General features: G+C 65.0%; 23 protein-coding genes. 7 read left to right on the top strand and 16 right to left on the bottom strand.

Going from position 1 to position 19,589, the window contains the following annotated elements:
• The 7 genes from LB518_RS09865 to LB518_RS09835 form a co-directional block, all read right to left on the bottom strand.
• Entirely contained in the window at nt 1-870 is an 870-nt protein-coding gene (locus LB518_RS09865) for an aromatic ring-hydroxylating oxygenase subunit alpha (protein WP_224576616.1), read from the bottom strand.
• A 17-nt stretch (nt 871-887) separates the two neighbouring features.
• Nucleotides 888-2,261, bottom strand: coding sequence for an amidohydrolase family protein (locus LB518_RS09860; protein ID WP_224576614.1), 1,374 nt, complete (start codon nt 2,259-2,261; stop codon nt 888-890).
• Nucleotides 2,262-2,383: 122 nt separating this feature from the next.
• Complete coding sequence (locus LB518_RS09855) at nt 2,384-3,943, bottom strand: GMC family oxidoreductase (protein ID WP_224576612.1); 1,560 nt, start codon at nt 3,941-3,943, stop codon at nt 2,384-2,386.
• Nucleotides 3,943-4,551 carry a thiamine pyrophosphate-dependent enzyme gene (locus LB518_RS09850; protein WP_224576610.1) on the bottom strand — a complete coding sequence of 203 codons (609 nt, stop codon included), beginning with the start codon at nt 4,549-4,551 and terminating at the stop codon, nt 3,943-3,945. The genes LB518_RS09855 and LB518_RS09850 overlap by 1 nt, the downstream gene beginning before the upstream one ends.
• Nucleotides 4,548-5,048 (bottom strand): thiamine pyrophosphate-binding protein, encoded by a 501-nt coding sequence (locus LB518_RS09845; protein WP_224576608.1) that lies wholly within the window; start codon nt 5,046-5,048, stop codon nt 4,548-4,550. Before LB518_RS09845 ends, LB518_RS09850 begins: the two co-directional genes overlap by 4 nt.
• A 94-nt stretch (nt 5,049-5,142) precedes the next feature.
• Complete coding sequence (locus LB518_RS09840) at nt 5,143-6,075, bottom strand: LysR family transcriptional regulator (protein ID WP_224576607.1); 933 nt, start codon at nt 6,073-6,075, stop codon at nt 5,143-5,145.
• Nucleotides 6,072-6,884 carry an AraC family transcriptional regulator gene (locus tag LB518_RS09835; RefSeq protein WP_224576605.1) on the bottom strand — a complete coding sequence of 271 codons (813 nt, stop codon included), beginning with the start codon at nt 6,882-6,884 and terminating at the stop codon, nt 6,072-6,074. The genes LB518_RS09840 and LB518_RS09835 overlap by 4 nt, the downstream gene beginning before the upstream one ends.
• Nucleotides 6,885-6,937: 53 nt before the next feature.
• On the opposite strand from LB518_RS09835, the gene LB518_RS09830 reads away from it, so the two are divergent.
• Both LB518_RS09830 and LB518_RS09825 read left to right on the top strand, forming a co-directional pair.
• On the top strand, nt 6,938-7,345 hold the full coding sequence (locus LB518_RS09830; RefSeq protein ID WP_224576603.1) for a DUF2000 family protein: 408 nt from the start codon (nt 6,938-6,940) through the stop codon (nt 7,343-7,345).
• 264 nt (nt 7,346-7,609) lie between these two features.
• On the top strand, nt 7,610-7,762 hold the full coding sequence (locus tag LB518_RS09825; protein ID WP_073058097.1) for a DUF1127 domain-containing protein: 153 nt from the start codon (nt 7,610-7,612) through the stop codon (nt 7,760-7,762).
• A 156-nt stretch (nt 7,763-7,918) separates the two neighbouring features.
• On the opposite strand, the gene LB518_RS09820 is transcribed toward LB518_RS09825, so the two are convergent.
• Nucleotides 7,919-8,827 (bottom strand): LysR family transcriptional regulator, encoded by a 909-nt coding sequence (locus LB518_RS09820; protein ID WP_224576601.1) that lies wholly within the window; start codon nt 8,825-8,827, stop codon nt 7,919-7,921.
• A gap of 82 nt (nt 8,828-8,909) precedes the next feature.
• Here LB518_RS09820 and LB518_RS09815 point away from each other — a divergent pair, with 82 nt between their 5' ends.
• Nucleotides 8,910-9,908, top strand: coding sequence for an NAD-dependent epimerase/dehydratase family protein (locus LB518_RS09815; protein ID WP_224576599.1), 999 nt, complete (start codon nt 8,910-8,912; stop codon nt 9,906-9,908).
• Between the two features lie 21 nt (nt 9,909-9,929).
• On the opposite strand, the gene LB518_RS09810 is transcribed toward LB518_RS09815, so the two are convergent.
• Both LB518_RS09810 and LB518_RS09805 read right to left on the bottom strand, forming a co-directional pair.
• Nucleotides 9,930-11,090, bottom strand: a complete 1,161-nt coding sequence (locus LB518_RS09810; protein WP_224576588.1) for a coiled-coil domain-containing protein — start codon at nt 11,088-11,090, stop codon at nt 9,930-9,932.
• A gap of 126 nt (nt 11,091-11,216) precedes the next feature.
• Nucleotides 11,217-11,789, bottom strand: coding sequence for a DUF1134 domain-containing protein (locus LB518_RS09805; RefSeq protein ID WP_224576586.1), 573 nt, complete (start codon nt 11,787-11,789; stop codon nt 11,217-11,219).
• 288 nt (nt 11,790-12,077) lie between these two features.
• On the opposite strand from LB518_RS09805, the gene chpT reads away from it, so the two are divergent.
• Nucleotides 12,078-12,734: a histidine phosphotransferase ChpT gene (gene chpT / locus LB518_RS09800; protein ID WP_224576584.1), complete on the top strand. Its 657-nt coding sequence runs from the start codon at nt 12,078-12,080 to the stop codon at nt 12,732-12,734.
• A gap of 191 nt (nt 12,735-12,925) precedes the next feature.
• On the opposite strand, the gene ctrA is transcribed toward chpT, so the two are convergent.
• Nucleotides 12,926-13,627 (bottom strand): response regulator transcription factor CtrA, encoded by a 702-nt coding sequence (ctrA, locus tag LB518_RS09795; protein WP_224576582.1) that lies wholly within the window; start codon nt 13,625-13,627, stop codon nt 12,926-12,928.
• A gap of 477 nt (nt 13,628-14,104) precedes the next feature.
• On the opposite strand from ctrA, the gene LB518_RS09790 reads away from it, so the two are divergent.
• The gene (locus tag LB518_RS09790; protein WP_224576580.1) at nt 14,105-14,533 is read left to right on the top strand and encodes a flagellar export protein FliJ; all 429 of its coding nucleotides are present in this window, start codon (nt 14,105-14,107) and stop codon (nt 14,531-14,533) included.
• Here LB518_RS09790 and LB518_RS09785 read toward each other — a convergent pair.
• Together LB518_RS09785 and LB518_RS09780 are read right to left on the bottom strand one after the other, a co-directional pair.
• On the bottom strand, nt 14,530-15,174 hold the full coding sequence (locus tag LB518_RS09785; protein WP_224576577.1) for a GNAT family N-acetyltransferase: 645 nt from the start codon (nt 15,172-15,174) through the stop codon (nt 14,530-14,532). The genes LB518_RS09790 and LB518_RS09785 overlap by 4 nt on opposite strands.
• Complete coding sequence (locus LB518_RS09780; protein WP_224576575.1) at nt 15,155-15,463, bottom strand: DUF3572 domain-containing protein; 309 nt, start codon at nt 15,461-15,463, stop codon at nt 15,155-15,157. Before LB518_RS09780 ends, LB518_RS09785 begins: the two co-directional genes overlap by 20 nt.
• Before the next feature lie 132 nt (nt 15,464-15,595).
• On the opposite strand from LB518_RS09780, the gene LB518_RS09775 reads away from it, so the two are divergent.
• A complete protein-coding gene (locus tag LB518_RS09775) occupies nt 15,596-15,967 on the top strand; it encodes a response regulator (protein WP_224576573.1) in 372 nt (123 codons plus the stop codon).
• On the top strand, nt 15,967-17,340 hold the full coding sequence (locus LB518_RS09770; RefSeq protein ID WP_224576570.1) for a PleD family two-component system response regulator: 1,374 nt from the start codon (nt 15,967-15,969) through the stop codon (nt 17,338-17,340). The genes LB518_RS09775 and LB518_RS09770 overlap by 1 nt, the downstream gene beginning before the upstream one ends.
• Nucleotides 17,341-17,512: 172 nt before the next feature.
• Here LB518_RS09770 and rpmG read toward each other — a convergent pair whose 3' ends face one another.
• From rpmG to LB518_RS09755, 3 genes are all read right to left on the bottom strand, one after another.
• Nucleotides 17,513-17,680, bottom strand: coding sequence for a 50S ribosomal protein L33 (gene rpmG / locus LB518_RS09765; RefSeq protein WP_073058119.1), 168 nt, complete (start codon nt 17,678-17,680; stop codon nt 17,513-17,515).
• A 129-nt stretch (nt 17,681-17,809) separates the two neighbouring features.
• Nucleotides 17,810-18,997, bottom strand: coding sequence for an MFS transporter (locus tag LB518_RS09760; RefSeq protein WP_224576568.1), 1,188 nt, complete (start codon nt 18,995-18,997; stop codon nt 17,810-17,812).
• An 88-nt stretch (nt 18,998-19,085) separates the two neighbouring features.
• Nucleotides 19,086-19,541, bottom strand: a complete 456-nt coding sequence (locus tag LB518_RS09755; protein WP_224576567.1) for a DUF983 domain-containing protein — start codon at nt 19,539-19,541, stop codon at nt 19,086-19,088.
• Between the last annotated feature and the right edge of the window lie 48 nt (nt 19,542-19,589).

Below are 19,589 nucleotides of genomic sequence, written 5' to 3'. Positions count from 1 at the left end.
TCAGGCGGCCCGGTTCGTGGTGCCGTATCGAATGCCCTTTTCCTTCAGCCAGCGGCGATAGGCGATGGACGACGAGTCAGCGCGCGTCGGGATCTCGGCCCGCGGCTCCAGCGGCAACAGGAGCGGGCGCTGGTTCTCGACGATGATGCGGTCCTGCAGGAAGATGACCTGTTCGAAGCGCAGCAGTGCCGTCTGGGTCGACAGGCTGTCGACCAGATACATCACCGGCTGGGCGCGGCAGAGGTCCTCCTCGATCGGCTGGATGAACAGCGCGATGGCGTCGAGGCGGTTCGGCGATGTCGGGCAGACCCTATAGAGCATCACGATGAAGGGCGAGGGGACGCGGTAGGTCAGGTGGACGAAATCGCCCTTATCCTCCGTCGCGGCAATGCGCGGTTGAAAGAAGGTGCAGTTTGTCGCCCAAACCTCGTCCACATCGCGCCGGATTTCGGACTGATATTGCGGTACTTCGGTATAGGGCTCGGCGCCGAGAATATCGGTATGGACGAAGGGAAAATGCGCCATGTCGAGGAAGTTCTCGACGATCCGGAGACCCGAGGCACGCATCTTGACCCAGCCGCAGGGCACGAAGCGACGGTCCGTCTCGGCGGCTTCGGGGATGTCGACAATCGGCCGAACCGGCGTGCCAAGCGAGGTCCAGACGCAGCCGTAACGCTCGGCAACGGGGAGGGGCGGACCGAAGCTGCCATCGTCCAGCACCTCGCGGATCAGCGGTGCGCCATCCGCAAGCCGGCGGCTGACAATGTCCTGACCCAGTAGTCGGTTTCGCATGGGTATCGCGCCGAGCTCGGCCGATGTTTCGACGGCGTACCAATCGTCCAGCGCGACGCGATCCGTGGTGCGGGTCATGTCAGTCCTTCGCCCCGTCAGTCCTTGGTCCATTGCTTCGAGCCGCCGCCATTCTCGGCGAGCCAGGCCTTGCGCCGCGCGAAGAGGCCGGGTGCCACGGCGTGGGCGCGGGCGATGAGATCCTTGAGATCCGCCGTCTTGAGCGCGCCGTTCTCCACGACGACTTCGCCGTCGATCACCGTCATGTCGACATCGCCGCCGCGCACGGCGTGGACGAGATTGTGCTGCAGGTTGAAATACTCGCCTACGCCGAAAAGCGGCGTCATCCGCGGCGTATCGGTGCGTACGGCGATGAAGTCGGCCTTCTTGCCGACCTCGAGCGAGCCGACCTCCCGGTCAATGCCAATGGCCTTCGCGCCGGTGATCGTACCCATCCGCAGCACCGGCCAGCTGTCGAGCGCGGCCGCATCGAGGCTCTTCAGCTTGCCGAGCAGCGAGGCGACCTTCATCTCCTCGAACATGTCGAGATTGTTGTTTTCCTTCTCACCATCGGTGCCGATGCCGACCGCGACTCCGGCGGCGAGCATGGCCTCGACCGAGGCGATGCCGCTGGCGAGCTTCATGTTGGAAACCGGGTTATGTGCGACGGAGACGCCGCGCTGGCCGATCAAATCGATCTCGCTTTCGTCCAGCCAGACAGCGTGGGCGATCATCGCGCGCGGCGTCTCGAAGAAGCCGAGCTCGTCGAGTACGAACATCGCGCGCTTGCCGTAGCGCTTGTCGAACTCGGCCGCCTCGATGTTCGATTCCGAGCAGTGGGTGTGGAAGCCGGTCCGATACTGCTTCGCCATGTCGACGGCGCGGCGCTGGCCTGCTTCGTCGGCATAGAACAGATGTTCGAGCCCGACCCAGACATTGATCCGGCCGCCGGCCTTGCCGTGCCAGTCGGCGATGGTGCGCTCGTTGTCGTCGAGGCTTTCGAAATAGTTGTAATCGGGATGGGCGCCAACATAGGGCACCGCGACCAAGCGGTTTCCGATCGTCTGTGCCGCCCGGGCGCTGCCGTCCATGAAGCGCCACATGTCGACCAGCGTCGTCGTTCCGCCGAGTACGCTCTCGGCGTAGCAGAGCAGCGAGGCGACTTCAGCTTCCTCGGCGTTCAGCACGCGGTGCATCGGATTGATATGCAGCGTCAGCCAGTCCCAGACCGGGAGATGTTCGGCCGTGCCGCGCAGGAGGCCGGAATGCATGTGCGCGTTGACGAGACCGGGCATCAGCAGGCGATCCGCGAGGCGGACCACCGCTGTCTCCGGATGCGCCTTGGTGAGGTCGCTGGCCGTCCCGACGGCGGCGATGCGATTGCCGGAAACGAGGATCGCGCCATCTGGAATGGTCCGGTTGTCGGCATCCATGGTGAGGAGGAAGTCGGCGGCGTAGATCGTGTCGGTCATGGGGCCCTCGGGGTCCGTTTATCGTTTTCTGGAAGAGCGTGCCGAAGTCTATCCGATAGCCGCGAACGGCCGCATGCCGACGCTGACAACTGCAGGATTATTCTTTCGGCGGCGCCAGGCACTCAGGCTCTCCCCAGCACGAAATCCGCCGCCCGCTCGGCGATCATCGTCACAGGAGCGTGCGTGTTGGAGGTTGGAATCAGCGGGATCACCGACGCGTCGGCGATGCTCAGCCCTTCGATGCCGCGCACCTTCAGCGCCGGGTCGACAACGGCGTCCGCATCGGTGCCCATCTTCGCAGTGCCGCAGGTGTGGAAGAAGGTCGAGCAGGCATTGCGGACGAATTGCTCAGTTCCGACCCGATCGAGCCGTCCGGCTGGCGCTGCATAGCCGGCAAAGAGATCAGCGAAAGCGTTGGTGCCCGCGAGGTCGAGCACGAACTCGACACCCGCCACCAGTGCATCGAGATCGGCCTTCTCAGCGAGATAATTCGGCTGGATTTCGATGCGCCCACCGGGACCCGCTTCGAGCAACTTCAGGTAGCCGACGCTTTTCGAGCCCATCAGTCCTGGCGCGACGGCAAAGACATCGCCGGAAAGATCATGCGCCGCGGCGATTTCGGGAACCGCGCTGCGACCCTGGATGCAGAAAGCGTGCAGGTCGGGCTTTTCGACGTCCGGCCGGCTTTTCCAGTTGATCATCGAGCCGCCGCCATTATCGCGCATCGGCGGAAGCGGGCCCTTGGCGCGGAAATTGACGGCGCGGACCAGCGGATGGTCCTGGAGGTTCTTTCCAACGCCCGGCAGCGCGGTCTGCACCCGAATGCCGAGCCGCCGCAGATCGGCCGGATCGCCGATACCCGAATTCAGCAACAGCCGCGGCGTATCGATCGCGCCGAGCGCCAGGATGATCTCCTGCCGCGCATGCGTGGTGACGACGGCGCCATCGACGACATGCGAGACGGAGACGCAGCGGCTGCCTTCGAAGCTCAGCGTCATCGCCAGCGAGCCGGTCAGGATGGAGAGGTGTGGGCGGTCTGCGACGGGGCGGAGATAGCCGCGCGAGGAACTCCAGCGCGTGCCGCTCGCGATGTTGAAGTTGGACAGCGTCGCGCCTTCGTTGACCGGGCCGTTCGGGTCGTCGACCGGTGGCACGCCAAGCTCGATGGCGCCGTCGCGTAGCGCCAGCGCCACCGGATGCGGTTCGGCACTGCGCTCGATGCGCAACGGTCCGCCGGCCCCACGGAGCGCGGTCTCGCCGTCTTCCCAGTCCTCGCAGCGCTTGAAATAGGGGAGGCAGCTGGCGAAGTTCCAGCCGGTCGCGCCCGCCGTTTCCCAGGCGTCATAATCGGACGGATGGCCGCGATACCACATCATCGCGTTGATCGATGACGAGCCGCCCAGCACCTTGCCGCGGGGAATGCCGATGATGCGGCCATTCACATGATCTGTCGGGGCATAGTCATAGCCCCAGTCATAGGGGCCGCGCGTCAGGCTCACCCATTTCGTCGGATCGTCGATTTCGCGGATGCCGAGATCGAGCGGACCTGCCTCGATCAGCAGGACCGTCGCGTCGCTGCCCTCTGTGAGGCGCCGCGCCATGACCGAGCCGCCCGAGCCGCCGCCGATGACGATGAAGTCGTAGGCGGGACGAAGCTCCGAGGCGGCGCGGATATAGGGCATCAGTTGTGCTCGCTCGGCCCCATGATGGTGATGCCTTCGCTCGCCTCGACATGACGGACAAAGATATACTTGTCCTCGCGTCCATCCGAATGCTTGCGCTTGATGTCGGGCTGCACGGTGCCCGCCACCTTGGCGACGACGAGATAAGGCGCGTCGATGGCGAGCCCTGCGGCGCAATGGGCGTCGAATTCCTCGATCGTACGGGCGGTATGAGCCTCGTCGATGCCCGCACCGCGGGCGATGGCAGCGATGTCGACACGTCCCGAGGCCGTGTGCGTCGGCGGTCCACCGATCGACTGGTACATTTCATTGTCCCAGACGACGATGAAGAGGTTCTTCGGCTGCTCGTTGCCAACGGTCGCGAGGATACCGAGATTGAACATCATGCCGCCATCGGTATCGAGCGAGACGATCCGCCGATGTGGCAGGCCGACCGCGAGGCCAAAGGCCTCGGGCGTGACGCAGCCGAGTTGCTGCTGGAAGAGGCTCGCGGTGCGCATATGCGGGGCCGCGTTGTACCATTCGTCGACGCTGGCGCCGAGCGAGAGGATGACGAGCTCGTTGTCGAGGCGGGCTGCCAGCGCCTTCATGCAGTCATAGCGCTTCATCGGACGACGCTCCCGCCGAGGGCTACCGCCGAATGATAATAAGAGGCGTAGGACCAGTCATAGGCGTCGGTAATCCCGCGCTCGATCTCGTCTTCCTCCCGCACCACGCGATAGGGAATGCGGAGAGCGTCCAGTACCGGCTCCATGGTGATGCCATGCGGGATGGCCCACCAGTTGTTCTCGCCAAGCTCGCCGCGATAGCTCATCAGCATGACGACCGGGATGCCGGCGCCGAGGCCCATGCGAGCGAGCGGCTCGACCGAGGCGCGAAGGCCCGAATTTTCCATGACCAGCACGGCGCGCTTGCCGGAGAGAAAGACGCCGCCGCAGATCGCGGCGCCTTCGCCCTCATTGGTGACGCGGATGGTGCGGATATCCGGATCGGCATCAAGTGCCGGGTAGAGCGGCTTGAACAGTGAATCCGGCAGGTAGCAGGCGACCGTGACCCCGGCCTTTTTCAGGCCGCGGAGGACGGCGTCGACCGCGCTCTGTTGCATGGTGTCGGTTCCTTGTGATGATCGAGCATCGCAAGCGTCTCGCGCACCGCATAGCCCTAAAATGACGGCCTCGCTGTTGCGTCCAGCGCAACACTCAGCCGTTGGATCGGGCGGCCCGTTCCATGGCGAGGCTGAGCTGCGCGGCAAGCGCGGTCGCCGCGTCGGAGGTTTCGCCTTTCGCGCGTGTCACCAGCGTCAGGCGGCGCGGCTTCAGTCGGGGGTCACGGATCGGAACGAAGGCGAGGCGTCCGTCGGTGATCTCGCGCTCGACGCCGACCCGGGTCTGCAAGGCGGCGCCGAGGCCGCGGCAGGCGAGATCGACCATCAACTCGATCGAGTTGGTGCGCATCCGCCTGACGACGCCGACGCCCGAGGCCTCCAGCGCCTCTTCGAGGGCGCGGCCGAGCGACAGCGTATTGTCCGAAAGGATGATGCGCTCGCCGGCCAGTTCATGCAGGCGGACGCCGGAGCGGCCGGCGAGGCGATGATCCGGCGTCACCAGGGCGCCGATGCCGAGTTCGACGATGGTGAGGCGCTGCGTTGCCTTGGGCGCAGCGATGTCGAAGGCGATGCCGATCTCGCAATCGCCTTCCGCGACGGCGGCGAAGGCGCCACGCGAATCGACGACGCGCATGTCGACCGTGATCTCGGGATAGCGTTGCCAGAAGATTGCCAGCGCCTCGGCGGTGAGCCCGCGCGCGACGCTCTCGACGACCGCGATGGAAAAGGCGCCACGCCGGAGACCCTTCAACTCGCCGAGTTCGCTCATGGCGCGCGCGAGTTCGGCGCCGCTTGCGCGGGCCCGGTAGAGCATCAGTTCGCCCGCGCTGGTCAGCTTCAGCCGCCGCGTCTGGCGATCGAACAGCGGCGTGTCGAGCTCCTGCTCGAATTGCGCCAGGGCGCGGCTGATCGAGGAGGGCGCGACATTCAGCATGCGCGCTGCCTTGCGGATCGAACCGAGCCTGGCGACGAGCTGGAAATAATGCAGCTTGGGTGAGACGAGGCCGAGCCGGAGCGGATCCATCATGCCGCGTCCGTGCCGGCTGTCACCAGTGCCCGGAAGCGGCCGGGTGTCATGCCGTAGCGCGCCTTGAAGGCGCGCGTCATGTGGCTCTGGTCTGCGAAGCCGACGCGTGCCGCTACATCCGACAGCGCCGCGCCGCCTGCGATCAGCTCATGCGCGGCCGCCAGCCGGCGACCGACGAGATAGCGGTGCGGGGAGGTGCCCGCGAAGCGGCGGAAGTGTCTCGCCGTCTCGAAACGGTCCATGCCGGACACGTGCTCGAGATCGGCCGAGCCGATCGGCCGGTCGAATTCCGCTTCGAGCAAGGCCTTCACGCGCGTGACGGCTGCAACCGGCGGCGCTGTCGCTTGCGGCTGCAAGCCGCCGCGCCGGGCCAGCAACGCGGCGAGTTCGGCGAGGAACCCGTCGACAGCAAGGGGAGGGGCCGCATGCGGAAAGCCGGCATAAATCTCGGTCAGCAGATCGGCGAGCCGAGGATCGGCTGCGACCGCCTCGCCGACAAAGGGAAGCGCGCCGGGCTGGCCGAGCGCCTCGGCAATCCGCGCCGGCTCGATATAGACCATCCGGTAGAGGAAACCGTCCGGTGCCGCCGCACGGCCGTCATGCAATTCATCCGGATGCAGCACCATGCATTGGCCGCGACGGCTGACCCGGCCCGCGCCGCGATAGCGAAATCCCTGTGCGCCGGAGAGCGTGACGCCGATCGCATAAGTCTCGTGCCGATGCGGATCATAGGCATGGCCGCCGAAGCGGGCGACGAGACGCTGCACGCCGCTCGCGGCCGGTTCGGTCAGGATAAAGTCGTCGGTCATTCCATGCACGATCGTTCAAGACGCGGGCTCGCGCCGATCCTAGCCTTGCCGCCATGCTTTACGCCACCAAGACTGCCCTCGTGATCCTCGACGATCTGCTGCCTTGGCAGAAGGTCAATATCGCCGCCTTCCTCGCCGGAGGGCTCGCCGCGCGGCACGCCATCATCGGCGAGCCCTATCGCGATGCCAGCGGCCAGGCCTATGCCGCGCTGATCCGCGAGCCGGTCTTCATCTACGGCACGGATGCCGCAGGCCTCAGGCGCACGCATGGACGGGCGCTGTCCCGCTCACTCGATATCGCGATCTATATACGCGAGATGTTCGCAACCACCCATGATGCCGCCAACCGCGCGGCGGTCGCCTCGGTCACAAGCGAGGCGCTGGATCCCGTCGGCATCGGCCTGCATGGCGAGCGCAAGATCATCGACAAGGTGACGAGCGGCCTGAAGTTCATGGCGTGATCGCGGGAGGCTCATGCCGAGATGCGGCTCAACCGCGCCGGCGATGTGGCGAGAATCCGGCACGATGCAGCAGTCTCCTTGAAGACCTCGGAACATGGCGATTGTGCGGCGCAACATAGAGCGGCAATGTGATATTGCTCTGCATCAAACGCAGGCCAGCCATGACTTTTCACCGAGTGCTCATCTCCGGCGGACTGGCCTATCTTCCAATCATCGAAAGCGGCACGGCACTGGCCCGGCGCTTCCGGAAGAAGGACCGAACAAATGGCAAATGGCATCGTTGCTTCCTACAAGAGCTGGCTGAAGTATCGCCAGACCTGCAATGAGCTCAATCGGCTGACGACCCGCGAGCTCGATGACCTCGGCATCGCACGCGGCGAAATCTCCAAGGTCGCCAAGCGCTCCGCCGGATATTGAGTTTCGAGAATTCGCCGGGAACGAACCTCCTCCCTCGTTCCCCGCGATCGGCGCGCGGCTGATCTCCTCCCCAGCCCAGCGCCTTCTCTAGAGACGCCCGTCGACCTCCTCCCCGACGGGCGTCTTTTTTGTGCCGAATCCACGGATCCGCGCCGCTCAGTCGTCTTGCCCCCTGACATAGGCGGCGAGCCCGTCCGCCAGTTCGTCATAGACGAGGCGCATCCGACGGACCGACTTCAAGTCCTCATGCATGGCCAGCCAGCATTCGAGGCCGAAATCAAACGCTTCCGGCAGCACGCGGACGAGTTCGGGATCGCGCTTGGCCAGCATCACCTGGCATCCGCCGATGCCTGCGCCCGCCCGGATCATCTGCAACTGAGCGATGTCGCTGTCGGTGCGGAACCTGAAGGCCGAGCGCTCCGGGAGAAGCCCGAGCCGCTGCACAGCCTGCACGGTCGGCGTTTCGGTATCGAAGCCGATCAGCACATGGTCCATGAGGTCAGTCGGGCTTTGCGGCGTGCCATGCGCTTCGAGATAGTCGCGGCGTGCATGCAGCCCGATCGCCAGAGTGCCGATCCGCTTTTGCAGCAGGGCGTCCTGCTTCGGCGTCACCATCCTTACCGCGATGTCCGATTCACGGCGCAACAGATTGTCGGTGTGGTTCGAAACGACCAACTCGATCGCGATACGCGGATGGCGACGGCTGAAGCGCGCCAGGATCGGCGGCAACACCTCCGTTCCAATGATCTCGCTCGCCGTGACGCGAACCGTGCCCCGATCGTCCGCGGCCTCGCCCGAGGCGGTGCGCAGCAGCGTTTCTGCTGCTGCGGCCATCGCCTCGGCATGCGGTCGGAGCTCGAGTGCGGCTTCCGTCGGCTGCAGGCCGGAGGGGCTGCGTGTGAACAACGCGACGCCGAGCGTCTCTTCGAGTTCCGCGACATGCCGGCCGAGCGTCGGCTGGGTCAGTCGCAGCGTGCGCGCAGCAGCCGAGAGGCTGCCCTCGCCGAGCACGGCGAGAAATGAACGGCAATGATCCCAGGACAACTGCATTATAAAATAATGCATGCCTTCCAGTCATAGTTCAACAATTTCGTTGCGAAGGATGCGGCACTAGCTTGTCGTCATTCTCAAGCGATGGAGCGTGACCATGACCAAGACGATGCTGGTGATCGGGGCAACGGGCGGGATCGGCGGCGCGGTGGCGCGCGTCATGTCCTCCCGTGGCTGGACGGTTCGAGGCCTCACCCGCGATGTCGAGGCGGCGCAGCGGCGCTGGCGTGGGCCGGCGATCACGTGGGTCGAAGGCGACGCGATGCAGGCCGCGGATGTGGTGGCTGCGACGGCCGGCGCGGACGTCATCTTTCATGGTGCCAATCCGCCCGGCTACAGGAACTGGGCGGGCCTCGCGATGCCGATGCTGGAGAGCACGATCACGGCAGCCGAGGCGCATGGCGCGCGGATCGTCTTCCCCGGCACGGTCTATAATTACGGGCCCGACGCAATGCCTCTTGTTGCCGAGACGGCTGCGCAGAAGCCGTTAACGCGCAAGGGCCGCATCCGTGTCGCGATGGAAGAGCGTCTCGCCAAGGCAGCGTCGGGAGGCGTGCCGGTCATCATCCTGCGGGCGGGGGATTTCTTCGGCCCCTCGGTCGGCAATAGCTGGTTCGGCCAGGGCATCGTGAAGCCGGGCAAGCCGGTGACCGCGATCACCTATCCGGGAACGCCCGACATCGGCCACGCCTTTGCCTATCTGCCGGATCTCGCCGAAACCTTTGCACGGTTGATCGAGCGCGCCGACGAACTGCCGACCTTCGCACCGTTCCATTTTCGCGGACACTTCTTCGACCGCGGGATCGGCATCGCCGAAGCCGTGCGGTCGGTGGTCGGCAAGCCCGAGCTCAGGATCGGGCGTTTCCCCTGGTGGATGATCTATGCCGGGGCGCCGTTCGTCGAGATGTTCCGCGAGATTCTCGAGATGCGCTATCTCTGGAAGGAGAGGCTCGAGCTGGACAATAGCAAGCTCACCGCCTTCCTCGGGGCAGAGCCGCACACGCCGACGCCGATCGCGATCCGCGCCACTTTGGAGGGCCTCGGCTGTCTGGCGGAAGAGGCTTCGAAAACGCAGCCTGTCGCTGCCCTTCGCTGAAGGCGCCGGGGGGTCCGGCGGTCAGCCCGCCTGCGAGGTCTGTTGCAGCGCCCGGATGCGTTCGGCGAGTCCGATCGGTCCCATCGCGCGGGCCGACCTTTCGTCGGAGGACGGAAGACCGGCCGGCGCCGGGAGCATGGAAACGATGCTGCTCCTTTCGGGGAGCGCCGCCATGGCCGCGTTGCTGGCGGGAAGCGCCGGCGCGGCTAGTCTCGCGACCGCATCACCGATTTCGAGCAGCTTCCTGCGCAGCGCGGCGGTTTCGCCTTCGGGCGTGTCGCTGGATGCCTCGATCCGCAGATTAGCCGCTTCGAGCGCAGCGAAGCGTGCCTGCATCGCGGTGTTCTCGTCCCGCAGCACGGCGAGGCTCATGCTGTTGGCCTCGGCTTCGACAAGCCGTGTCGACAGCGCTTCGATCCGGCTTGTCGCCTCGGCAAGCTGTTCGTGCACGGCCGACAGCGCAACCGCCCCCGCCTTCGCCTCGACGTCCACGGCGCGACGTCCGGCCTCGGCGGCACGGACTTCCTCCATGGCAGCCTCGCGGCGCACCCGCTCGCTCGCAAGCGCGGTCCGGAGTTCGGCCATTTCGGAGGCGACGGCGCCGGCGTCGCCCGCCAGCCCCGTGGCCACAGCGATCCGATCACGAAGATTGCCGAGTTCTGTCTCGCGCGCGACTAGCTCCAGCTTCTGCGCCTCGCGCTCAGCGATCACGGCCTCGATCTGCTGCCGCGCGGCGTCGAGCCGGCCCTCGATATCCAGAATGCGCTTCTCGGCGGCCTTATGCGCGTCGTCGGCCTCGGCCAGCTGTCGATCGCGGGTCGCGAGCGTCGTCAGCAATTGATCGCGCTCGGTTTCGAGGACGCCCAAACCCTGCGCCGACACCGAACTCTCGGAGGTCAGATGCGTGATGATTTCGCGCTTCTGGCCAAGCTCGACCTCGCGCGCCGCAACACGGGTTTCCAACCGTTCCACAGTCGATTCAAGCTGGCGGAGCGACACGGCGAATCCTGCGCGGAGCTGATCCTTGTCGGCCGCGATTTCGGCCCCGGTCATCGGCAGCGTCATTTCGATATCGCGACGGTTGAGGCGGACCGCCCGACGCCAGAACGGAGGAATGAGAACGAGCGCGACCAGGCCTGCCGAAAGCACGCCGAGCGCCACATACATCACCGCTTCGATCACGCCGTGCTCCGTCGGTCCCTGTCCGTGCGCAGCCCCCGACCGTCAGATGACACCGGGCGTGGCCGCGAGTCCAGCGCCGACAGCCTAGCGCGAGAATCTCTCCGGAGCGTGAAGGCCAGCGTCAGGTCAGAAGGGGTTCCAGGTCTGGTGATCGGTGAACTTCATGTAGCCGACATTGACGCCGAGGCGCGCGCCGACGCCGGAGACGATCGGCACGACGAAGATATTGTCGCGCGAGAGCACCGTCATGCCGATGCCGCCGACGAGGAAGGCGGAACCATTGATCCCGACGAAGCGGTCATAGATCGCATTCACCGAGGGCAGGTTGTAGATGAGCATCATCACCTTGGAGCCTTCGCCGCCGAAATCCCAGCCGATCGACGGGCCCTGGAAGAAGACCGGATGCTTGCCGGCGTTCTTGGTGTAGAGCGTGCCCTGGCCGTAGCGGACGCCGGCGATGAGCGCGCCGCTGCCCTGCTCGCCGAGCACATAGCCGTTCGGCTGACCATATTGCTTCATCGAATGCTCGACGACGGAGGCGAGTCCGCCCGAGACTTCGCCGAAGAAATTGCCGCCAGCCTTGACGATCTCGTCAACCGAGTATTGCTCGGATGACTGTGCGCTGGCCTGACCCGACGACAGCATGACCGCAAGGGCCAGCATGCCGAGCCAAGACCCGAATCGGAGGGCGAACGACATGAGGCGATCCCTTTCGAGCAAGAGGCGAATCCGCCAGGTGACGGATATGGCGCGTCAGCGTGCCCCAAGCAGCCGCCCGGCGGCAAGTCTTGCTGCCGGCCAGCATAGTAGCGAGCCCTGAGGCAACGACACGATGGCGCAGAAAAGCGGCCCCTTCGGGGCGGTGGCCGGGCAGGGATCGGAGGGTTGGCGCGGAGCCGATGCGGTTGGCAGCGACGGCGGGGCGGTGTATCCCCGTGCTGCGCTCCAGGAGGCGCGCGATTCGCAACAGCATGTTGGGGGACGGCGATGTCTGAGCCGGTCGAACTCGAGGCGCTCGACCTTGCAGCGCTGCTGTGCAGCCGCGTCTGCCACGACATCATCTCGCCGGTCGGCGCGATCAACAACGGGCTCGAGGTTCTCGACGAGGAGAACAACGAGGAAATGAAGGCCTTCGCCTTCGATCTCATCCGCAAGAGCGCCCGCCAGGCTTCGGCCAAGCTGCAATTCGCCCGCCTTGCCTTCGGCGCAGCCGGTTCGGCCGGTGCCGAGATCGATCTCGGCGATGCCGAGAAGGTGGCGCGCGGCTGGATGGACGGCGAGAAGGCCGATATCTCGTGGTCGGCCCCGCCCGCCCTGATGGCCAAGAACCGCGTCAAGCTGCTGCTCAACCTCGTGCTGCTGGCGGTTTCGGCCGTGCCGCGCGGCGGCCATATTAAGGTGGTGGTCGATGGCGCGCCGTCGGCGCCGGATTTCAGCCTGCATTGCTCGGGCCCGAATGCGCGCGTCCCCGCCGCTTTCGAAAAGCTCGTCCCCGGCCAACTGATCGACGTGCATGTCGATGCCCATGCCGTGCAGCCTTATTATGCCGGCTTGCTCGCCCGCGCCTGCAACATGGACGTTGTCGCCGCGCTCGAAGGAACCGACGTCCTGATCACCGCCAAGACCCGGGCTGCCGCCGCTTAAGGTCGGCCTGCCGCTGGCGTGGGTACCGCGCGTCGGTGGAATCCGGCAGCGCCGTCCTACCCGAGCGCTTTAAGTCTCCATCCTGCAGACGCCGCCTGCGGCGCGATGCCGGTAGGGTCGGGACGAGCCTCCGCCCCAAAAGCAAAACCCCGCCGGAGCGGGGTCTTTTCAGTGTTGAGCGCCGATCTCGATCAGGCGGAAACGCGCATCGGAACCTCGTCCGGCTCGCGCAGCACATAGCCGCGGCCCCAGACGGTCTCGATGTAATTGTGGCCGCTGGTGGCGGTCGCGAGCTTCTTGCGCAGCTTGCAGATGAAGACGTCGATGATCTTCAGCTCGGGCTCATCCATGCCGCCATAGAGATGATTGAGGAACATCTCCTTGGTCAGCGTCGTGCCCTTGCGGAGCGAGAGCAGCTCCAGCATCTGGTATTCCTTGCCGGTCAGATGGACGCGGCTGCCATTCACCTCGACGGTCTTGGTGTCGAGATTGACCGTCAGGTCGCCGGTGTTGATGACCGACTGGGCATGGCCCTTCGAGCGACGGACGATGGCGTGGATGCGGGCGACGAGCTCGTCCTTGTGGAACGGCTTCGTCATGTAGTCGTCGGCACCGAAGCCGAGACCGCGCACCTTGTCCTCGATGCCGGCGAGGCCGGAAAGGATCAGGATCGGCGTCTTGACCTTGGAGAGACGCAGCGCGCGCAGCACCTCATAACCCGACATGTCCGGCAGGTTCAGGTCGAGAAGAATGATGTCGTAGTCATAGAGCTTGCCGAGATCGACACCCTCTTCGCCGAGATCCGTCGTGTAGACGTTGAAATTCTCGGACTTGAGCATCAACTCGATGCTCTGCGCCGTGGCGCTGTCGTCCTCGATCAGCAAAACTCTCATACCAATCCCCTCATTGCCTATCCTGGGCTTGGCGTTCCGGTCTTTCGAACCGGCCGCCATGGGAAACGGCTCAACCCCGATTCGAAGCCTAACGAACAATGGTTAACAAATTCCGATTCGCGCCTACAAGCGGCTTGGACGCACGGGACGAAAATTCCTCCCGCCGCCTGAATTGAACGCCCGTCAGCACCCCGAGGGGTCGATAGGCACAATTGCACGGATCGCAGTAACCAATTCGTCGGACTCCGCATTTTAGGATGGGTCAGCATCCGATGGGGTTTACCTGGCCTTAAGCCCTCCTTCGCCATGATTAACGCGAGACGTAAACGAAACGTTAGCGCGGAGCCGAAGGTTTAAGGTTTTGACAAGTGACTGGTCCGCTTTGGCGGACGGTTGCGCCGCATCGGGGGCGGACATGCAAGCGCTTCGGAGCCGGCGTTGTGCCGGCGCTGGGGGCTGAGGGGAGTTGTGGGTGTAATGAAGTCGCGTGAGAGCCTCATTCGGCTGAAGCGTTTCCAGGCTGAGGAGAAGCGTCGCCGCGTCCAGCAGATCGAACTCATGATCGCTGAATTCGAACGGATGGCGCGCGATCTCGAGGATCAGATCAAGATCGAGCAGGAACGAAGCGGCATTCGCGACGAAAGCCATTTCGCCTATCCGACCTTCGCCAAGGCCGCCTCGCAGCGGCGTGACAATCTCCGCGCTTCCGCGCAAGAGCTGCAGGTCCAGCTCGAGACGGCGCAGGATGAGTTGCTCGCCGCGACCGACGAGCTGCGCAAGCACGAACTCCTCGCCGAACGCGACCAGGAGCGTGATCGGGGTGCCGGGCCGACGGACCATGTCGGCGAGAAGGAACCTGCCCGCCGTGGCCGCCATCCTCTCGCCGGAGAGCGCCGCAGCGTCTAGCCTTTCGAGGGTTCGTCCCGACCCTCCGCCGGATCGATCAGCGGAACATGCGGTCCGGCTTCTCGTGGCAGGAAGCCGTCGAGGCGTGGATCGCGCGAGACCTCGATTGCGAATTTCCAGGGCCTGAACCCCATGCGCCGATAAAAGGGCAGGGCGGCCGGATGGTCGAAATGGCAGGTGTGCAGCCAGACCCGCTCCGCGCCGCCGCCAAAGGCCCTGTCGAGCACGTCCGACATCAGGCCGCGAGCCGCGCCGGTTCCGCTTTCCGTATCGACCACGCCGAACATCGCGATCTCCATTTCGCGCCGATCCTCGGAATGCTGCAGCTCGGCAAGCCCAAGCGCCTCCCCTGACCGCTCCAGAAACAGGATTTCCGCCCCGGCGCGGCTGAGCTGCGCCATGAGTTCGCCATCCGACATCACCGCGCGCGAGAACCACAGCCACCGCTCGCCGATGCGGCGATAGAGATCGCGATAGGCCGCGAGGTCGGGCGCTTCGAGGCGGCGGACCGCCAGTCCCTCCGGCAGCGAAGCGACGCGTCCGGCGCTGCGGTCGTTCAATTTGAGATAGGTGACCACATTGGCGATCAGCCCCGGAGGGAGATCGGTATAGCCGTCGAGGTCAAGCGGAATGGTCGCCATCGGAGATCTCTCGGTCGAGCAGGAAGCGGGCGGCGGCGAACAGGGTCGGCCGGATATTGTCGCGCGCGGCGAGGACGAGGAGAAGGGGCTCGTTCTCAAGGAAATATTCGAGAACGGCGGCGAGGAAGCCTGGATCGGCAGCGGCGGTTCGCAGTGTCTCCGGCCCGATTCCAGCCAGCGCCAGGAAACGGCCCAGCTCCTCGGGCTCGCTGGCGAGAAAGGCGAGCGCCTTGATCGCCAGCTGTTCGGCGCCTTCCAGCGACATCGGCGGCTCGCGGTCGCGGATCATGTATTTTCCTTTCCGAAACGAATCGTCGCTAGAACTTAGCGCGAAGTGAACCAGGTGGGGCCGACACCAGCGGCGCCGGGATGTTGCGTAACCGCGAGGCTGGTGAGGCTGCGCGGCAGAGGCTGAGTTCGCATGGTGAAGACCGTTCTGGTCGTGGAAGACAACGAGCTCAACATGAAGCTCTTCCACGACCTGCTCGAAGCGCATGGCTATAACATCATCCAGACCCGCAACGGGCTGGAGGCGCTTGATCTTGCCCGCCGTCATCGGCCCGACCTCATCCTGATGGATATCCAATTGCCCGAGGTCTCCGGCCTCGAGGTGACGAAGTGGATCAAGGAGGACGATGAGCTCCGCGCGATCCCGATCATCGCCGTCACCGCCTTCGCGATGAAGGGCGACGAGGAGCGAATCCGCCAGGGCGGTTGCGAGGCCTATCTGTCCAAGCCGATATCGGTGACCAAGTTCATCGAAACGGTGAAGGCCTATCTCGGAGACGCCTGATGACCGCCCGCGTCCTCGTCGTCGACGATATCGCGACCAATGTGAAATTGCTCGACGCGATGCTGTCCGCCGAATATTTCGAGGTCGTGACGGCGTCGAACGGGATCGAGGCGCTGGAAGTTTGCGCGCGCGGCCAGTGCGATATCGTGCTGCTCGACGTGATGATGCCGGGCATGGACGGGTTCGAGGTCTGCCGCAGGCTGAAGCAAAATCCGCTCACCGCGCAGCTGCCGGTCATCATGGTCACCGCGCTCGACCAGCGCTCGGACCGCCTGAAAGGGCTTGAGGCGGGCGCCGATGATTTCCTGACCAAGCCGATCAACGAACTGGCGCTGATCACCCGCGTGAAGAGCCTGGTACGGCTGAAGACGCTCACCGACCAATGGATGCTGCGGGCCGGAGCGAGCAGCGAATTCACGCTCGCCGATCCGTTTGAAGGCGCCATCGCTTCGGGCGAACACGGCACCATCCTTCTGGTCGAAGACAAGGAATCGCGGCGCAATCGCATCGCCGACAGCCTCACCGAGGCCGGCCACCACGTCGATGCCGAGAGCGATCCGCAGGAGGCGCTGTTCCGCGTCATGGAGGGCAGACACGACCTTGTTATCGTCAGCCTCGATCTTGCTGATTTCGACGGATTGCGGCTCTGCTCGCAGATCCGCTCGCTGGAGCGGACGCGGCTGCTGCCGATCCTGGTGATCGCGCAGCCCGATGCGACGCATCGTCTGGTCCGCGGCCTCGATCTCGGCGTCAACGACTATCTGATGGCGCCGATCGAGACCAATGAAATGCTCGCCCGCGTCCGGACCCAGGTCCGCCGCAATCGCTTCATGGAGAGATTGCGCGACACCGCCCATCTCACCATGGAAATGGCGATCACCGACGGGCTTACGGGCCTGCATAACCGGCGCTATCTGGAGCGTCATCTCGCCGGCCTTGTCGACCAGGCGGCGCAGCGCGAACGGCCGCTCAGCGTGTTGCTGCTGGATATCGACTTCTTCAAGCAGGTCAACGACACGCATGGCCACGATGCCGGCGATGATGTCCTGCGCGAGTTCTCGCGCCGCGTTCGCCGGACCGTGCGGAGCATGGATCTCGTGTGCCGGCTGGGCGGGGAAGAGTTCGTCGTCGTGATGCCGGATACGGATATCCGCCTCGCGGCGATGGTCGGTGAGCGCATCCGCGAGCGAATCGCGAGCCAGCCCTTCCTGATCGAGGGCGGCGAGGAACAGATCGCCATCACTGTCTCGATCGGACTTGCCGCGCGCCTCGGCAGCGGCGATGCGCAGGATTCGCTGCTGCGCAGGGCCGATGACGCGCTCTACAAGGCCAAGCGTGAAGGTCGCAATCGCGTCAGCGCCGCCGTCGCCTGAACGAGCGGCCGGGATCGCCGCATTCGGTCGGCCGGATCATCGATCGGGTCGCCGGACGATGTCGGTCGCCGGGTCTCGCGCACGAAAGCAAATGCCAGCACTCGCTCCAAACGAAAAGGCACCGCGCAAGCGGTGCCTTTGAAGCGGTCGACGGACGCTGTGGCGTCGCGACTTACTTGATCTTGGCTTCGCGGAACTCGACGTGCTTGCGCACGACGGGATCGTACTTCTTGACCGCGAGCTTCTCGGTCATCGTGCGGGAATTCTTCTTCGTGACATAGAAGAAGCCGGTGTCGGCCGAGCTGACGAGCCGGATCTTGATGGTGGTGGCCTTGGCCATGACAAACCTCTGCATGGTGCCGGCCGGGCATGCCCCGCCGACTGGAAATGTGCGCGCACCCTACGGATATGCGTTCGAAAGTCAAGGAAGCTTGCGCCTATCGACGCCATCTGGCGAAGGAAAACGGCGTCACGCCACGGTGATCCTGCGGATGCGGGTGACGACGAGCAGGAGATAGGCGCAGAAGAACAGGCCGAGCGCGATCTCGAAGCCGTGCGGATCGACGATGTCCATCGCTGCACCCAGCGTTGCGGGACCGGCAAGGCCACCGAGCGAATAGCAGAAGATATAGGCCGCGTTGGCCGCTGCGAGATCTTCGCCGGTAAAGCGCGAGCCGAGATGGGCGAGGCCGACGGTATAAAGCGAGCCGATCGTGCCGCCCCAGATGCCGAGCGCTATCATGAAGGGCCAGAAATCAGCCGAAACCAGCGGCAGCACGACCGTGCCCGCAAGGCCGAACGTCGCGATGGCGAGCAGCAGCTTGCGCCGGTCGACCCGGTCCGACAGGAGCCCCATCGGCATTTGCAGGAGGATGTTGCCGATCGTCACCGCGATGCCAAGCAGGATCACCGTTTCACGGTCATGGCCGACTCGCTGGCCATAGATCGGCAGAAGGGCGAAGGCGCCGCTTTCCACCACGCCGAAGAGAAGAGCTGCGCCGGTGGCGATCGGCGCCAGGACGAGGAAACGGGCGAAGGAACCGCTGGGACGGTGGCCAAGCTTGGGCGCCACCTTGAGGCCCGCTAATACCGGCAGGATACCAAGCGCCAGCACACAGGCGCCGGTGATGAACGGTGTCAGGCCCCGCGTGCCGGTGATCGAAAGAATTCCCGGGCCGAGCGCAAAGCCGGCCGACAGCACCGATACATAGATGCCCATGATGATGCCGCGCCGCTCCGGCGGGGCGGCGCTCGAGATCCAGAACTCGGAGAGCACGAATGTGATCGTCAAGGCCGCGCCGGCGATAAGGCGGAGCGGGAACCACAGCCAGAAGGGGGCGAAATAAAACACCGGCAGGCAGGCGGCGAGGACGAGGATCGACAGGATCAGCATCTGCCCGGTGCCGAATCGCGTCGCGAGGCGCGAGACGAAAGGCGTGATGCCGAGCGAGGCGAGCCCCCAGAACGCCGTGTTGAGGCCGATCCAGGTCGAGGAGATTCCGCGATCCTCGAGCGTCAGCGCGAGCAAGGGCAGCGTGATCGAGAAGCCGAGGCCGACGGCCGCGATCGAGCCGATTGCCGCGACCAGGCCGGCTATGCCCCCTCCGGCATGCTGCTCAGCACCGCCGTCGCGGCCCGGAATGACCTCGCCTGTCATGAATAAACCTCAGGAATCGATGGCTCGGGCAAGCGCCACGAAGCTGGGCCGCGGGGTCAGCCGACGGCACCACCGGGACGGTGGCGGTTCAACTGAGGTCCGGCTGCCAGGGCGCCTTGGCATCTTCCTCCGGAACGTGATCCGGATCGAAGCCGTGCATATACAGCGCCCATTGCAGGCCGACGACGGCGCCCTTGATCGGACGCAGCAGCGCCAGTGTCAAGATGAGCGTCAATGGCAGCCAGATCGCGAGGTGGACGAAATTGGAGGGGTGGAACGTCGTTTCGACGATGAGGATCAGCGGAACGACGATATGGCCAACGGCCATGATCGTGAAATAGGGCGGGGCGTCGTCGGCGCGCTGATGCGAGAGATCCTCGCCGCAAGCTCCGCAACGATCGACGACCGTGAGATAGCCGTTGAAGGCGCGGCCCTTGCCGCAAGCCGGGCAGCGGCAGCGGAAGCCGCGCGCCATCGCATTCCATGGCGAGCGAGGCGGCCTGGCCGCTGCGGCCGCGCTGGCCTGTCCTGTCCACTCGCTCATCGAAGGTCTCCTTCGCTTCTACATATCGCGATGGCCGACTTGCAAACA

The organism is Mesorhizobium sp. BR1-1-16 (assembly GCF_020165495.1).
Taxonomy (GTDB): domain Bacteria; phylum Pseudomonadota; class Alphaproteobacteria; order Rhizobiales; family Kaistiaceae; genus Kaistia.
The sequence above is the reverse complement of the archived record's forward strand: the minus strand, read 5'-3'. Positions and strand labels throughout refer to the sequence as shown.

Bases quoted from the DNA above. Each gene is read 5' to 3' on its own strand.
- LB518_RS09865 (WP_224576616.1), bottom strand. From the start codon at position 870: ATGACCCGCACCACGGATCGCGTCGCGCTGGACGATTGGTACGCCGTC.
- LB518_RS09860 (WP_224576614.1), bottom strand. From the start codon at position 2,261: ATGACCGACACGATCTACGCCGCCGACTTCCTCCTCACCATGGATGCC.
- LB518_RS09855 (WP_224576612.1), bottom strand. From the start codon at position 3,943: ATGCCCTATATCCGCGCCGCCTCGGAGCTTCGTCCCGCCTACGACTTC.
- LB518_RS09850 (WP_224576610.1), bottom strand. From the start codon at position 4,551: ATGAAGCGCTATGACTGCATGAAGGCGCTGGCAGCCCGCCTCGACAAC.
- LB518_RS09845 (WP_224576608.1), bottom strand. From the start codon at position 5,048: ATGCAACAGAGCGCGGTCGACGCCGTCCTCCGCGGCCTGAAAAAGGCC.
- LB518_RS09840 (WP_224576607.1), bottom strand. From the start codon at position 6,075: ATGATGGATCCGCTCCGGCTCGGCCTCGTCTCACCCAAGCTGCATTAT.
- LB518_RS09835 (WP_224576605.1), bottom strand. From the start codon at position 6,884: ATGACCGACGACTTTATCCTGACCGAACCGGCCGCGAGCGGCGTGCAG.
- LB518_RS09830 (WP_224576603.1), top strand. From the start codon at position 6,938: ATGCTTTACGCCACCAAGACTGCCCTCGTGATCCTCGACGATCTGCTG.
- LB518_RS09825 (WP_073058097.1), top strand. From the start codon at position 7,610: ATGGCAAATGGCATCGTTGCTTCCTACAAGAGCTGGCTGAAGTATCGC.
- LB518_RS09820 (WP_224576601.1), bottom strand. From the start codon at position 8,827: ATGCATTATTTTATAATGCAGTTGTCCTGGGATCATTGCCGTTCATTT.
- LB518_RS09815 (WP_224576599.1), top strand. From the start codon at position 8,910: ATGACCAAGACGATGCTGGTGATCGGGGCAACGGGCGGGATCGGCGGC.
- LB518_RS09805 (WP_224576586.1), bottom strand. From the start codon at position 11,789: ATGTCGTTCGCCCTCCGATTCGGGTCTTGGCTCGGCATGCTGGCCCTT.
- chpT (WP_224576584.1), top strand. From the start codon at position 12,078: ATGTCTGAGCCGGTCGAACTCGAGGCGCTCGACCTTGCAGCGCTGCTG.
- ctrA (WP_224576582.1), bottom strand. From the start codon at position 13,627: ATGAGAGTTTTGCTGATCGAGGACGACAGCGCCACGGCGCAGAGCATC.
- LB518_RS09790 (WP_224576580.1), top strand. From the start codon at position 14,105: ATGAAGTCGCGTGAGAGCCTCATTCGGCTGAAGCGTTTCCAGGCTGAG.
- LB518_RS09785 (WP_224576577.1), bottom strand. From the start codon at position 15,174: ATGGCGACCATTCCGCTTGACCTCGACGGCTATACCGATCTCCCTCCG.
- LB518_RS09780 (WP_224576575.1), bottom strand. From the start codon at position 15,463: ATGATCCGCGACCGCGAGCCGCCGATGTCGCTGGAAGGCGCCGAACAG.
- LB518_RS09775 (WP_224576573.1), top strand. From the start codon at position 15,596: ATGGTGAAGACCGTTCTGGTCGTGGAAGACAACGAGCTCAACATGAAG.
- LB518_RS09770 (WP_224576570.1), top strand. From the start codon at position 15,967: ATGACCGCCCGCGTCCTCGTCGTCGACGATATCGCGACCAATGTGAAA.
- rpmG (WP_073058119.1), bottom strand. From the start codon at position 17,680: ATGGCCAAGGCCACCACCATCAAGATCCGGCTCGTCAGCTCGGCCGAC.
- LB518_RS09760 (WP_224576568.1), bottom strand. From the start codon at position 18,997: ATGACAGGCGAGGTCATTCCGGGCCGCGACGGCGGTGCTGAGCAGCAT.
- LB518_RS09755 (WP_224576567.1), bottom strand. From the start codon at position 19,541: ATGAGCGAGTGGACAGGACAGGCCAGCGCGGCCGCAGCGGCCAGGCCG.